We start from the raw sequence: 13949 nt of genomic DNA on the forward strand, positions 1-13949 counted from the left end.
GGCCCGTGCATTATAGTGTCATGACGGGCAACGGCATACCGCCAGAAATAGACGAGTGGTTCGCGGGTCGCGGGTGGCGCATCCGCAGCCATCAGCGCGCCATGCTCGAGGCGAGCGATCGCGGCGATCACGCGTTGCTGGTCGCGGATACGGGCGCGGGCAAGACGCTTGCCGGGTTCCTCCCCACGCTGGCCGACTTTACACCCACCCGCCTTGGGGATGCGAAGCCGCCTGACGGCCTCCACACGATCTACGTTTCGCCGCTGAAGGCGCTGGCGCAGGATGTGGCGCGCAATCTTGTCGCTCCGATCGAGGAGATGGGCTTGAACGTCCGCGCCGAAACGCGCAGCGGCGACACCTCGTCGGACCGCAAGAGGCGCCAGCGCGACAAGCCGCCGCACGTGCTGCTGACCACGCCCGAAAGCCTCTCCTTGTTGCTCTCCTACCCCGAGAGCTTCGCTATGTTCGCTGGCTGCAAGCGGATCGTCATCGACGAGATCCACGCCTTTGCCACCGGCAAACGCGGCGATTTGCTCGCCCTGTGCCTGGCCCGGCTCCTGCACATCGCGCCCGACATGCAGCGCGCGGCGCTGTCGGCTACGGTCGCCAACCAAGAGGGCTTTCGTGAATGGCTCGCGCCGTGGGGCGAGATCGATCGTGTGGCGGTGGTACAGGGAGAGCCCGGTGCGCCCGCCGAGGTCGAAATCCTCTTGCCGGAGGAGAGTCGCGTGCCCTGGGGCGGCCATGCCGCGACCTGGGCGATCCCGCAGCTCTACGATGTGCTGCGGGCCAACCAGACCACGCTGATCTTCACCAACACGCGTTTCCTTGCCGAGTACATCTTCCAGCACCTGTGGGATGTGAACGAGGACAAGCTGCCGATCGGCATCCATCACGGTTCGCTAAGTCGCGAAGCGCGCGAAAAGGTGGAAGCCGCGATGGCGGCGGGTGAGCTGCGCGCGCTGGTCGCTACCGCCAGCCTCGACCTGGGGGTCGACTGGGGCGATATCGACTGCGTGGTGCAGATGGGTGCCCCCAAGGGCTCATCGCGTCTGCTCCAGCGTGTGGGACGGGCCAACCACCGGCTCGACCAGCCGAGCCGTGCGCTGCTGGTTCCGGGCAATCGATTCGAATTCCTCGAAGCGCAGGCGGCGAAAGATGCGGTCGACGAAGGGCAGCGCGATGGCGAGGATTTCCGCCCCGGGGGGCTCGATGTGCTCGCCCAGCACGTAATGGCTTGCGCCTGCGCCGCACCGTTCGACGAGGACGAGCTGCTCCGGCAGGTGCGCAGTTCGCTCCCCTATGCGTGGGTGGACGAGGATGTGTTTGCGCGCGTGCTCAACTTCGTCGCCACCGGCGGCTACGCGCTCAAGGCCTATGACCGTTTCCAGCGGATCGTGCGTGATCGCAGCGGCGAATGGCGCCTCACCCATCCGCAGCATGCCGCCCGCCATCGCCTGAATGCCGGGATCATCATGGATGCCGAGATGCTGGAGGTGCGCTTTCGCAATGGACGCTCGCTCGGCCGGGTGGAGGAACGCTTTGCGGCGCAGCTCTCGCCCGGCGACACCTTCCAGTTCGCCGGCACCACGGTGGAGGTGGAGCAGCTGCGCGATATGGAGGTGATCGTGAAGGCCTCCGCCAAGGCTGCGATGATCCCCAGCTATGGCGGCGCGCGCATGCCGTTGACCACGCATCTGGCCGACCGGGTGCGTGCGATGCTGGTCGACCGGGCGGGCTGGGGACGCTTCCCCGACGATGTTCGCGAATGGCTGGAAATGCAGGACTGGCGCAGCGCGATGCCGGGGCCGGAGAACCTGCTGGTCGAGAGTTTTCCGCGCGGCGGGCGCGAGTACACGGTCTATTACACCTTCATCGGCTGGAACGCGAACCAGTCGCTCGGCATGCTGATCACCAAGCGGATGGAGGATCGCGGCCTGATGCCCGGCGGGTTCGTGGCCAACGACTATTCGCTAGCGGTATGGGGCCTCAAGCCGGTTTCCGATCCCGCGCCGCTGCTATCGCCCGATATACTCGCGGACGAATTCGTGGACTGGGTGCAGGATTCGCACCTGTTGCGCCGGTCCTTCCGGGAGGTCGCGGTGATCGGCGGGCTGGTCGAGCGGCAGCATCCCGGCAAGCGCAAGACCGGCAAGCAGGTCACCTTCTCGACCGATCTGATCTACGACGTACTGCGCAAGTACGAGCCCGACCATGTTCTGCTGGAGGCCGCGTGGGCCGATGCGCGCACGCGGATGACCGATGTGGGGCGGTTGGGCGATCTGCTCGACAGGGCACAACGGGACCTGGTGCATGTCGAGCTCGACCGGGTCAGCCCGCTCGCGGTGCCGGTGATGGTGATGATCGGGCGGGAGGCGGTTCCGCAAGGCTCGGTGGACGACGAGCTGCTGCTCCAGGCGGAAACCCTCGCGGGCGAAGCGATGCGGCCTGAGGCCTAGCCAGCGCGCCTACTCGGTTTCGAACTCGCGATACTTTTCGTTGCCGACGAAGCCGAACTTAGTGACCGGCGAGGCCCTGATGATATTGAGCGTACGCGCGGCCAGATCATAGCTCGCATTCGCTTCAGGCTCGAACTGCAACTCGGGCTCGGGGTCGAGTTCGCTGGACACTTTCAACAGCAGGACAAGTTGCTTCTCGTCCACTTCCTCGCCGTTCCACAACACGGCACCACCTTCGGTCACGACGATCTTGTTCGAAATCTCGCTCGGCTCGGCGACCGCACCGTTGGGGAGATCGACGTCAGTTGCATGGACGGCGATCGGGATCGTGATGACGAACATGATGAGGAGCACGAGCAGGACGTCGATCAGGGGCGTCATGTTCATCTGCGCCATCGGCGCGGATCGGGGCGAGTCTTGCGAAGCGGCGAAAGCCATCGTCATTCTCCCATGCGCGAGCCGTTTTGCGGCTCTGACCTTAGAGATAGTATAACATCGAGGGCATTTGTACAGCGCACACGAAAAAGGGGCGGATCGCTCCGCCCCTTGTCGACCGGCTGCGCTGGCGCGCCGCCTGTATTTTCGCGAAGTTTACTCGCCGCTACCGAAGGTGCGGTACTGTTCGTTGCCGACGAAACCGAACTTGGTCACGCCCGACGCCTTGATGATGTTCAGCGTGCGCGCCGACAGGTCGTAGCTGGCAAGCGCTTCCGGCTCGAACTGAAGTTCGGGTTCGGGCTCGATGTCGCGGGTCAGCTCGAGGTTGCGGACGAGCTGGCTCTGGTTGATCGTATCGCCGTTCCACAGGATTTCACCGTCCTGGGTCAGAACGATCTTGTTCTTCACCGGGTCGATCTGTTCCTCGGGCGGGGGGTTCGGATCGGGCTGCGGGAGGTCGATATTGACCGCGTGCGTAGCCACCGGGATGGTGATGATGAACATGATGAGGAGCACGAGCAGGACGTCGATCAACGGCGTCATGTTCATGTCCATCATCGGCGCGCCATCGTCACTGCCACCTGACATAGCCATTGTTGGAGTCTCCTAGTCCTTCACAGGGGCTGTTGAGCCCCAAAAATCAGCCGTTCGGATCGACCGGGTTCGAAATGAACCCGACGGTCGGATAGCCAGCGGCCTGAACGTTGTAGATCGCACCCGCCACACAGCGCCACGGGGCGTTCACGTCGCCACGAATGTGGACCTGCGGGATGAGGTCGGGCTCGGCCATGATCGCTTCTGCACCACCGGCACGCTGAACGATGTCGTCGAGCCGTTCGAACGCACGGTCGTAAAGCTCTTCCGAGCTGACCGGCGTGGTGTTGCCGAAGTAGACGCGGCATTCGCCATCGCGAGCTGCGCCGGTGAAGCCCGAATTGATCGTGCCGGCCGTACGGCCTTCGGAGTCGGTCGTGCTGACGGTGATCAGCAGGTTCTCGACCTTGTCTTTCGATTCGACCGATTCGAAGATCGGCAATTCGAGTTTCTCGATCGTCTGGATCGCGACCGGAACCGCGATCAGGAAGATGATGAGAAGCACCAGCATCACGTCCACCAGCGGAGTGGTGTTGATGTCTGCCATCGGCGTATTGCCGTCGCCTCCCGTGGAAATCGCCATGGTCTGCGTCCTATCCGTTAATATGCCTGCGAAACAATCGTTCGGGGCCGCGCGCGGCGGGCCGGGCGGCCCCGATACGGATTACTTCTTGGCGGTCTTGGCGGCCTGCTGCGCCGAAGCGGCAGTCATCGGGCGCACATTGCCGTTCGAATTGATGTAGGCCAGCAGATCGGTCGAGAAGCCGGTCAGCAGCTCCGCGATCCGCTTGTTGCGCGACATCAGCCAGTTATAGGCGAACACCGCGGGCACAGCGACGAGCAGACCGATGGCGGTCATGATCAGCGCTTCACCCACCGGGCCCGCGACCTTGTCGATCGAGGCCGAACCGGCGAGGCCGATGTTGATCAGCGCGCGGTAGATCCCGATCACGGTGCCGAGCAGACCGACGAACGGTGCGGTCGCGCCGACCGTCGCGAGGAACGCGAGGCCGCCGTTGAGGCGCGACATGATCGCGTCCTGCGAACGGCTGAGCGAACCGTGCATCCAGTCGTGCGCTTCGAGACTGTCGGTCATCTTGCCGTGCGAGGCCTGTGCGGCAACGCCGTCGTCGACCATCTGGCGCCATGCGCTGTTCTTGTCGAGCTTGGTGGCACCTTCTTCGAGGCTGTTCGCGCGCCAGAACTGCGTCCGGACCTTCTTGTACTGACCGAGCACCTTGTTCTGCTCGAGCAGCTTGGTGATCAGGATGTAGAACGAACCGACCGACATGATGACCAGCACGGCGAGGATGGACCAGGCGATCGGACCGCCCTGTTCCATCGCTTCCATGAAACCGAATTCAGTCTGCGGACCTGCCTCGCCGGCGGCCGCCATAAGATTGATGAACATCGCGAACTCTCCAAAAAAGAATAGCTGTTAACAAATTTTGGCACGCATCCTTGGTCGCCGGATGCGGGATGCGTGCCATCCTAAAATCAGTCCGGAAGCACCCACTGCACCGTACCGGAGAACGTACCGCCCCGGTTGAAGCGAGCGCGACGCTCGATCAGGCGGCAGGACGCGTCCTTGAGCTCACTCGGTGCCGAACCGCCGGTAATCGAACACCCGGTGACCCGGCCATTGTCACCGATGGTGAGGCGGAACGAAACGGTGCCCGTATAGTCACGCGAAACCCAGCTCGAACGGTAGTCCGAGGTCGTGATCCACGAACCGGCATTGTTCGTCGGCCGCAGCGGCTCTGCCGGGGGCGGCGGAGGCGGCGGCGGGGGCGGCGGCGGCGGAGGCGCGGGAGGCGCAACCGGTGCCGCTGGCGGAATGCGCAGCGCAGGCGGCGCAGGCGGCGGAATCGTCTGCTGCGTCCGGATCTGCGGCGGGTTGGTCGCCACGGAAACGGGTGGCGGCGGCGCAACCGGCGGCGGCGGAGCCGTTTCCGGCTGCGGCTGCTCTGGGGGCGGCGGTTCTTCCTCCGGCTCCGGCGGCGGCGGTTCCTCGATATCGACTGTCGTCACCCGTTCCACGACCTTCTTGGCGGCTTCGTAAGCCAGGCCGGTAATAAGGACGTAGCCGATGACGACATGAATGAGACCGACGATGATGATCGCGACAATCTTGTTGCCGCTCATCTGTTGATCTGAATAAGCCATGCAGTCGCATCACTCCATCAAGCACCGGGCGCGGCCCGGCGATCATGTCCGGCGGCTGCACCGGACGGCGATTGTCAAACTTCTCCAGCCAATTCTAATGCTGCTCCGGATAAACCGGAGACGCAATCAGTGCAGCCAGAGAAGCCTTGTTCGGGTAATTTCGTACCGTCCACCCGAACGAGGCGGGTCTTAAACAGGATGGCAATCCTCTGCAAACCCTTTGTAGGTTCAGTCAGGATTAACGGCCGGACCTGTCTGCAGCCTGACAATTATTCCGTCGAAACCCTACATGGGTCCGACCGCTATTAACTCTGGAGAGCGCCTTGAAGTTCCTCCCATCGATCATGTTCGCTGCCGCGCTTGCAACCGGTGTCTCTGCGGCGACGCCGCTCGCCGCGCAGAATCAGACCGCTCCGGCGGCCGCGCCGCAGCAGGCGACCGACCCCGATCTGATCGACCTTGCCGATCATGCGGAGCTTGTTCTGCGCGTAAAAATACGCCGCCAGAGTGATGTAGCGCCCGAGCGCGCCCCCGGCCTGCGGCCCGGATACGCCCGCTTTTACATCGAGGCAGATACGCTCAATCTCATTGCGGGCAGCGCCCCGGTGGGCGAGCAGGTGCGCTACCTCGTCGACCTTCCGCTCGACGCCCGCGGCAAGAAGCCCAAGCTGAAGAAGCGCGAGGCGCTCCTGTTCGCGCGGCCCGTCGCAGGGCGACCGGGAGAGATCCAGCTCGTCGCGCCGGACGCTCAATTGCTCTGGAACGAGGCGCTGGGGCAGCGCACCCGTCTCATTTTGGAACAGTTGGTAGCGTCCGACGCGCCCCCCCGGATTGTCGGCGTGCGCGATGCGCTGTCGGTCGCAGGGACGCTCGCGGGCGAATCGGAGACGCAGATCTTTCTCGAAACCCTGAACGACCAACCTGCCGCGATCAGCGTGGTACGCAGGCCCGGCATGGCGCCGGTATGGGGCGTGTCCTTCTCCGAAATCGTCGACCAGGCCGTGCGCGTGCCGCCCCGTGGCTCCCTGGCGCATTACCGGCTTGCCTGCGCGCTGCCGCGCTCGCTGCCCGGCGAAGCCAATCTGGCGCGCGATCCGGCCGACCGGGCGCGGGCCGCGGACGATTATCGCTATGTGCTTTCGCAGCTCGGCCCATGCCAGCGCCAGCGCGCGGCCCCGACGCTGGGATTGTAGATTCCGCGCGCAAAAGCTTGCCTTCGCAGGCATGACGCCTAAGCGGATGCGCCCATGACAGAACCAACAAGACCTGGGCCATTCAGACTGGGGATCGCGGGGCTCGGCACCGTCGGTACCGGCGTCATCCGCCTGCTCGACGAACATGCCGACCTTTTGGAAGCCCGTGCCGGGCGGCGCATCGAAGTTGTCGCGGTCAGCGCGCGCGATCGCTCGCGTGACCGCGGTATCGACCTCGACCGCTGGACCTGGTGCGCCAATCCGGCGGAGCTCGCAGGTCTCGCGGGGCTCGACGCGGTGGTCGAGGTCGTTGGCGGCACCGATGGCCCGGCGCTCGATCTTGCACAGGCGGCGCTGAAGGCCGGCCGTCCGGTCGTAACCGCGAACAAGGCGATGATCGCAGCGCATGGCTTCGCCCTCGCCGAAACGGCCGAGGCGAATGGTGCCGCGATCCTGTTCGAAGCCGCCGTATGTGCGGGTACGCCCATACTCCAGACCTTGCGCGAAGGCATGGTCGGCAACCGGGTCGACCGGATCGAGGGGATTCTCAACGGGACCAGCAACTACATCCTTTCCGCCATGGAACGCTCGGGCGAGGATTTCGCGGAGACGCTGGGCGAGGCGCAGCGCCTCGGATATGCCGAAGCGGACCCCGCGCTCGACGTCGATGGCGGCGATGCTGCGCACAAGCTCGCGATTCTCGCGGCGCTGGCCTTCGGGCTGCGGCCCGATTTCGCGGGGGTCGAGGTCGAGGGCATCCGCGATATTCGTGCAGCGGATATCCTGCAGGCCGAACGGCTCGGCTATTCGATCCGACTGGTCGCGATGGCCGATCTCGAGCGGCAAGAGGGCGCGCCGGCCCGCTTGCTCCAGCGCGTACGCCCGTGCCTGCTTCCGGCCGATCACCCGCTCGCCGATATCGACGGGCCGACCAACGCTGTGCTCGCGCAGGGCGACTATGCGGGGCCGATCCTCATCCAGGGCGCGGGCGCGGGCAGCGAATCGACCGCCAGCGCCATCGTAGCGGATATCGTCGCGCTGGCACGGGGAGAGGCGCGGCCTGCCTTTGCCGTGCCGAGCGCCGGGCTCGTGCCTGCCGAGCGCGCCGATTCGGGTGCGCGGGAGGCGCGCTATTACCTGCGCTTCGTCGTGGCCGACCGCCCCGGCGTGCTGGCCGAGCTCGCCGCCGCGATGCGCGACGCGCGGGTCAGCATCCAGAGCCTGATCCAGGAAGGCGAAAGCGTGGGCGAGGACGAGGCGGGCATCACCATCGCGGTGGTCACCCACAAGGCCCCGGCGCGCAATGTGCGCGAAGCACTGGCGCAGCTGAAGGATTCGCCGAGCATCGCGGAGCCGCCGCTCGCCATGCCGATCATGATGAGCTGAGCGGCGGCGGGTCAGCGCTCTGGCGGATCGCTCTCGGTCGTGCCGTCCCCAGTGTCCGCCTCGCTGGCGATGACCACCGCTTCGCCTTCGTCGTAGCGGCTGCCGCGCGGCGGAAGCCCGCGTGCGATCCGGTCCGCATCCGACCCCGGCGGAGCCTCGGGCAGGGCACCCACATCGATGTAATAGACCGGCGGCGGCGGACAGGGCGGCACCACGCACAGGCCGCTGACCGTTGCCGGGCCGGTGAAGATCCCCTCTCCGCCCACATAGGGTGCGGACCCATCCCAGCTCAGGTGGCTGTCGTCGCCCCGTTCGAGGCGCGAACGGCCCCGGAAACTCGCCGGATCGTCTTCGATCGGGGCGCACACGATGATGACCGTTCCGCCGTCCGCGTCGGTCTGCGATTCGACGCAGTCCGCGGGGCGTTCGGGGGGAGGAGCCTCCACCGACAAGACCTCTTTCGATCGCGCGATCAGTTGCTCGGCGACTTCGGAAGGCGTCGGCTTCTCCGCCTCGGACGACCCGAGCGATTGTGCGCTCGCCGGTATCGGCAACAGCAAAGGAGCGGCGAAAACCAGCGACCTTATCGACATCCGCACGCTCTCCGACTAGTCGCTTCAACGACTGCAAACGACACCCGAGGGGCTGAATCACCTATGAACACCGCAACCGCCGCGATGGCCAACGAACTCGCCAACGAACTTGATCGCGTGCTGGTGCTCGAAATGGTGCGTGTCACCGAGAAGGCGGCGATTGCGGCTTCTAGGCTGGTCGGTCGCGGAGACGAGAAGGCCGCCGATGCCGCCGCCGTGGAAGCGATGCGGCGCGCTTTCGACAAGCTCGACATCGACGGTACCGTGGTCATCGGCGAGGGCGAGCGTGACGAGGCGCCGATGCTCTATATCGGCGAGAAGGTCGGCGGCGCGCCCGGCACGGGCCCCAAGATCGACATCGCGCTCGATCCGCTGGAAGGCACCACGATCACTGCCAAGGCCGGGCCCAATGCACTCGCCGTGCTGGCGGCGGCCGAAGAAGGCAACCTGCTGAACGCGCCCGACACTTACATGGACAAGATCGCGGTCGGCCCCGGCTATCCCGAAGGCGTGATCGACCTCGCCAAGTCGCCGACCGAGAACGTGAAGGCGGTCGCGAAGGCCAAGGGCGTGGAGCCCGGCGATATCATCGTCTGCGTGCTCGACCGCCCGCGCCACGCCGACATGATCGCGGAGCTGCGCGCGCTGGGTTGCGGGGTCACGCTGATCGGCGATGGCGACGTTGCGGGTGTGATCGCGACCACCGACCCGAACACCACGATCGACATGTACATGGGCCAGGGCGGCGCGCCCGAGGGCGTTCTCGCCGCAGCCGCCTTGCGCTGCGTCGGCGGGCAGTTCAACGGCCGCCTCGTCTTTCGCAACGAGGACGAGCGCGCCCGCGCCGCCAAGTGGGGCATCGAAGACCTCGACCGGATCTACAAGCTGGAAGATCTCGCCAAGGGCGACTGCATCTTCGCCGCCACGGGCGTCACCTCGGGCTCGCTGCTCGAAGGCGTGAAGCGCCTGCCGGGCGGCCGGATGACGACTGAGAGCGTGGTCATGCGCTCCTCCAGCGGCACCGTGCGCTGGATTCGGAGCGAGCACCGCGCTCGGTAAGAAGCGGGGACGTGCCTCCGGAGCGACGGCCTTCGCACGCTCGACAGCGACTCGCGCTGGATCAACAGCGAGCACCGCGCGCGATAGTCTGTGGACTGGCGCGGTCGTTGCCTCGGGCATGAGGGCGCTCGCACGCCTGAGAACGGCTTGCGCTGGATGAGGAGCGAGCTCCGGGTGCGGTAGGCCGGGGGGAGGCTCCATCGGTGCCTCCCGCGCAGCGGCCCGAGCATCCGGGCTCCTTCGTGTCCTTTCGTCATCCCGGCCCCCGAGCCGGGATGGTGCTTTCTGCTTCTCCCTTTTGTGGGCAGCCGAAAGAAGCACCGACCCCGGGTCACGCCCGGGGTGACGTGTGTGTTGAGGCAGGCGCGGTGACACACAGACCGGGGGTGTTTGCAAAAGCCGTCCCTCCGGTTCGCGCTTGCGCGACTGCGACCCGGAGCTTTCCTTGGCCATCCGTCGTACCAGCCGCAACAGCGCGGAATTGTCGGCTTTCCGGCGGATGCCGACTATGCGTCCGCGATAGACGACCGGCTGCACCAGCGGCGTTTCGAGCCGTAAGAGCAGCGCCGCATCTGTCACCTTCCGGAAGTCTTCGCGTTCCGCCGCGACCCGGCCCGTACCCGGCTGCGTCAGCACCCGGTCCCACGCGGCGGCGAAGGACGCTGCGTCCGCACGCGCGCGCAGGCGATAGGCGCTCGCCCGGCTCATCCCGACGCTGCGTGCTGCCGCGCTTGCCGATCCGGTGAGATAGAGGTGGACGAGGAAGGCGCACTGGCGCACCACGCTCCACCCGTCGCGCCGCGCCCGCAGGGGCACGGGACGAAACCAGCCGGGGCGACGGCGGAGCTTGTGCGTCGGGGACCTGCCCATCGCCAAGCTTAGGCCACACCCCGCCGCCGGTAGGAAAGGGGTTTGTGGGGGGCACCGCGCCCGCCTGCGTAATCAGGTCGGCGCGATCCACACATTGCAATCGCGTGACGCGGGGGTTAGCCGCTGCGGGGACCCCTCTCTTCGTCAAAGGACCGCTCGCCCCATGAAACTGATGGCCGGCAATTCGAACCTGCCCCTCGCCCGCGCGATTGCGGCCTATCTTGAAATCTCGCTGACCGACGCCAGCGTGCGGCGCTTCGCGGACGAGGAAGTCTTCATCGAAATCCACGAGAACGTGCGCGGCGAAGACGTGTTCGTGCTCCAGTCGACCAGCTTCCCGGCGAACGACAACCTGATGGAGCTGCTCATCGCGATCGATGCGCTGAAGCGCGCCTCGGCCCGGCGGATCACCGCCGTGGTCCCCTATTTCGGCTATGCCCGGCAGGATCGCAAACCCGGCCCGCGTACGCCGATTTCGGCCAAGCTGGTCGCCAACCTCATCACGCAGGCGGGCGCGGATCGCGTGCTGGCGGTGGACCTGCATGCAGGCCAGATCCAGGGCTTCTTCGACATCCCGACCGACAACCTGTTCGCCGCGCCGGTGATGGCGGCGGATATCCAGGCGCGCTACGGCGACAAGGATCTGATGGTCGTCAGCCCCGACGTGGGCGGCGTGGTTCGCGCCCGCGCGCTGGCCAAGCGGCTCGACAACGCGCCGCTCGCGATCGTCGACAAGCGGCGCGACCGGCCGGGCGAATCGGAAGTGATGAACATCATCGGCCAGGTGAAGGGCCGCCACTGCGTGCTGATCGACGACATCGTCGATTCGGGCGGCACCTTGTGCAACGCCGCCGACGCGCTGCTGGAGCAGGGCGCCGAATCGGTCGCGGCCTATATTACTCACGGCGTGCTGTCGGGCGGCGCGGTGGCGCGGGTCGACGGTTCCAAGCTGACCGAACTGGTGGTGACCGATTCGATCCCGCCTGCCGAGGCCGCCAAGGACGCCAAGCGCATCCGCTACCTCACCATCGCCCCGCTGATCGGCGAAGCGGTACGCCGGATCGCCGACGAAAGCTCTGTGTCGAGCCTGTTCGACTGATGCGCGCCGGGTCGCCGCTATGAAGCTCGACGACGAACTGGCCGTCGCCCACCGGCTGGCGGACATCGCGCGCGAGGCGATTCGCCCGCATTTCCGCAAGGCTACGGCGGAATTCAAAGGCGATGCCTCGCCAGTCACCATTGCCGACCGCGATGCGGAAGACGCCATGCGGACGATCCTGATGGCGGAATATGCGCAGGACGGCGTGATCGGCGAGGAATATCCCGAGCACGAGGGCCGCTCGGGCCGCCAGTGGGTGCTCGATCCCGTAGACGGGACGATCAGCTTCATCGCCGGACGCCCGATCTTCGGAACGCTGATCGCGCTGCTGCACGACGGCTGGCCGGTGCTCGGCATTATCGACCAGCCGATCAGCGGCGAACGCTGGGTCGGGCGAATCGGCATGCCGACCACGCTCAACGGCAAGGACATTCGCACGCGGAGCTGCAAGAGCCTCGAGGCCGCGATTCTCGCCACCAGCAGCCCGCACTATTTCGATTCGCAGGGCGCGGATGCCTACATGCGGCTCGCCCACGCGGTTGGCGGCAACAAGCGGCAGGGTATGATCGTCTATGGCGGCGACTGCTATAATTACGGCCTGCTCGCGAGCGGGCATCTCGACATCGTGTGCGAATCGGGGATGAAGCTGCACGATTATGCCGCGCTGGTCCCGATCGTGGAGGGCGCGGGCGGCACCATGTCGGACTGGCAGGGCCATCCGCTGGACGCGAACAGCGACGGCACCGTCCTCGCGCTGGGCGATCCGGCGCGGCTGGAAGATGTGCTCGAAACGCTCGCCGGGCATTCGCACGATGCAGGAGAACACGGGCACTGATGCGCCACCCCGCGCAACGCCTCTTCGTCTACGGCGTGCTGATCCGCGAATTGGCGAAGGGGCGCGCGGGGGAGCTGATCGCGGGGCTCGACGCAGGGCGCCCCGCAAGCGTGCGCGGCAGGCTCTACGCTCTCGAAAGCGCGGCGGACGGGGGCTGGTATCCGATCCTGCTGCCCGAGTCGGACGGGGGCATCGTACGCGGCATTCTCCACGACGCGCGCAGCGTCGACTGGCCCGCGATGGACGACTTCGAGGATGCGCATGACGGGCCCGACGCCGAATATGTCCGGCGCGAGATTGCGGTGACGCTGGCCGACGGCGCGTCTGCCACCGCGTTCGTCTATTGCTATGCGCGCTCGATCCCCGCCGATGCAGAGCCGATTCCCGGCGGCGATTTCGCGGCATGGCTGTCGCAAACCGGGCGCGTGGCGATCGGCGGACGCGAATAAGTCTCGGAACCGTAGGCACTTTGTGTCCGCTCCGCGCGTTGCGGAGGCATGACTCAGAAAACCATCTTCATCACCGGCATCGGCAATGGCATCGGCCGTGCACTCGCCGTTTTCTACACCCAGCTCGGCTGGCGGGTCGCAGGGCTCGACCCCGACGACGAAGCGCTGACCGAACTTCGCGACGGGCTCGACGGCGATCTGCTGCTCGTTGCAGGCGATGCGGGGCGCGAGGCGGATGTGATCGACACCGCCGATCGTCTGTCCGAATGGCTCGACGGCGCACCGCTCACCTGCCTCGTCAACAATGCGGGCATCGCCAATCCCTATGCAGGGCCGCTCGAAGACCTGTCGCTGGCCGACTTCCAGAGCTGGATCGATGCCAGCCTGACTGCCGCGTTCCTGTGCAGCCGCGCGATGCTGCCCTTCCTGCGGCGCGGCGAGGGTGGCTCCGTCGTCAACATCTCATCCACCCGCGCGGTGATGAGCGAACCCGACTGTTTCGGCTATGCGGCGGCCAAGGGCGGGCTCGACGCGCTGACCCATGCGATGGCGGTCTCGCTCGGTCCGGACATCCGCGTCAACGCGATTCGCCCCGGCTGGATCGAGACGCGCAACTGGCAGAAGGAAGGGGCCCGCGAAAAGGTCGACCACCGCGAGCAGGACAAGGCGCAGCACCCGGCTGGCCGGGTCGGCCGTCCGGCGGATATCGCGGACACGGTGCACTGGCTGATCGGTGCAGGCTTCGTCACGGGCCAGGCGATCAATGTGGATGGTGGCATGACGCGCACAATGATCTACGAAGACTAGG

14 protein-coding genes are annotated in these 13949 nt (G+C 66.2%); 8 read left to right on the forward strand and 6 right to left on the reverse strand.

Features of this window, described 5'->3' with window-relative positions:
- Window positions 1-20 precede the first annotated feature (20 nt).
- Window positions 21-2459 carry a ligase-associated DNA damage response DEXH box helicase gene (locus AAG612_RS11000; RefSeq protein ID WP_342510157.1) on the forward strand — a complete coding sequence of 813 codons (2439 nt, stop codon included), beginning with the start codon at window positions 21-23 and terminating at the stop codon, window positions 2457-2459.
- A gap of 9 nt (window positions 2460-2468) precedes the next feature.
- On the opposite strand, the gene AAG612_RS11005 is transcribed toward AAG612_RS11000, so the two are convergent.
- From AAG612_RS11005 to AAG612_RS11025, 5 genes are all read right to left on the reverse strand, one after another.
- On the reverse strand, window positions 2469-2897 hold the full coding sequence (locus AAG612_RS11005; RefSeq protein WP_342510159.1) for an ExbD/TolR family protein: 429 nt from the start codon (window positions 2895-2897) through the stop codon (window positions 2469-2471).
- A gap of 153 nt (window positions 2898-3050) precedes the next feature.
- Window positions 3051-3491, reverse strand: coding sequence for an ExbD/TolR family protein (locus AAG612_RS11010; protein WP_342510160.1), 441 nt, complete (start codon window positions 3489-3491; stop codon window positions 3051-3053).
- A gap of 46 nt (window positions 3492-3537) precedes the next feature.
- Window positions 3538-4074, reverse strand: a complete 537-nt coding sequence (locus tag AAG612_RS11015; RefSeq protein ID WP_342510162.1) for an ExbD/TolR family protein — start codon at window positions 4072-4074, stop codon at window positions 3538-3540.
- Between the two features lie 81 nt (window positions 4075-4155).
- Window positions 4156-4902: a MotA/TolQ/ExbB proton channel family protein gene (locus AAG612_RS11020; protein ID WP_342510165.1), complete on the reverse strand. Its 747-nt coding sequence runs from the start codon at window positions 4900-4902 to the stop codon at window positions 4156-4158.
- 86 nt (window positions 4903-4988) lie between these two features.
- Window positions 4989-5657, reverse strand: coding sequence for an energy transducer TonB (locus tag AAG612_RS11025; RefSeq protein ID WP_342510166.1), 669 nt, complete (start codon window positions 5655-5657; stop codon window positions 4989-4991).
- 323 nt (window positions 5658-5980) lie between these two features.
- On the opposite strand from AAG612_RS11025, the gene AAG612_RS11030 reads away from it, so the two are divergent.
- Both AAG612_RS11030 and AAG612_RS11035 read left to right on the forward strand, forming a co-directional pair.
- Complete coding sequence (locus AAG612_RS11030; RefSeq protein ID WP_342510169.1) at window positions 5981-6850, forward strand: hypothetical protein; 870 nt, start codon at window positions 5981-5983, stop codon at window positions 6848-6850.
- A gap of 54 nt (window positions 6851-6904) precedes the next feature.
- Window positions 6905-8236 (forward strand): homoserine dehydrogenase, encoded by a 1332-nt coding sequence (locus tag AAG612_RS11035; RefSeq protein WP_342510171.1) that lies wholly within the window; start codon window positions 6905-6907, stop codon window positions 8234-8236.
- Between the two features lie 11 nt (window positions 8237-8247).
- Here AAG612_RS11035 and AAG612_RS11040 read toward each other — a convergent pair whose 3' ends face one another.
- The gene (locus AAG612_RS11040) at window positions 8248-8829 is read right to left on the reverse strand and encodes a hypothetical protein (protein WP_342510173.1); all 582 of its coding nucleotides are present in this window, start codon (window positions 8827-8829) and stop codon (window positions 8248-8250) included.
- Between the two features lie 63 nt (window positions 8830-8892).
- Between AAG612_RS11040 and glpX the strand changes: the two genes are divergently transcribed.
- The 5 genes from glpX (at window position 8893) to AAG612_RS11065 (ending at window position 13948) form a co-directional block, all read left to right on the forward strand.
- Window positions 8893-9888, forward strand: coding sequence for a class II fructose-bisphosphatase (glpX, locus tag AAG612_RS11045; RefSeq protein ID WP_342510174.1), 996 nt, complete (start codon window positions 8893-8895; stop codon window positions 9886-9888).
- A 1033-nt stretch (window positions 9889-10921) separates the two neighbouring features.
- Complete coding sequence (locus AAG612_RS11050; RefSeq protein WP_342510176.1) at window positions 10922-11857, forward strand: ribose-phosphate pyrophosphokinase; 936 nt, start codon at window positions 10922-10924, stop codon at window positions 11855-11857.
- A 19-nt stretch (window positions 11858-11876) separates the two neighbouring features.
- On the forward strand, window positions 11877-12692 hold the full coding sequence (locus AAG612_RS11055; protein ID WP_342510178.1) for an inositol monophosphatase family protein: 816 nt from the start codon (window positions 11877-11879) through the stop codon (window positions 12690-12692).
- Window positions 12692-13141: a gamma-glutamylcyclotransferase family protein gene (locus tag AAG612_RS11060; RefSeq protein WP_342510180.1), complete on the forward strand. Its 450-nt coding sequence runs from the start codon at window positions 12692-12694 to the stop codon at window positions 13139-13141. Before AAG612_RS11055 ends, AAG612_RS11060 begins: the two co-directional genes overlap by 1 nt.
- Window positions 13142-13189: 48 nt before the next feature.
- On the forward strand, window positions 13190-13948 hold the full coding sequence (locus AAG612_RS11065) for an SDR family NAD(P)-dependent oxidoreductase (protein WP_342510182.1): 759 nt from the start codon (window positions 13190-13192) through the stop codon (window positions 13946-13948).
- Window position 13949 lies beyond the last annotated feature (1 nt).

The organism is Citromicrobium bathyomarinum (assembly GCF_038594605.1).
In the GTDB taxonomy this organism is placed as follows: Bacteria; Pseudomonadota; Alphaproteobacteria; order Sphingomonadales; family Sphingomonadaceae; genus Alteriqipengyuania; species Alteriqipengyuania bathyomarina_B.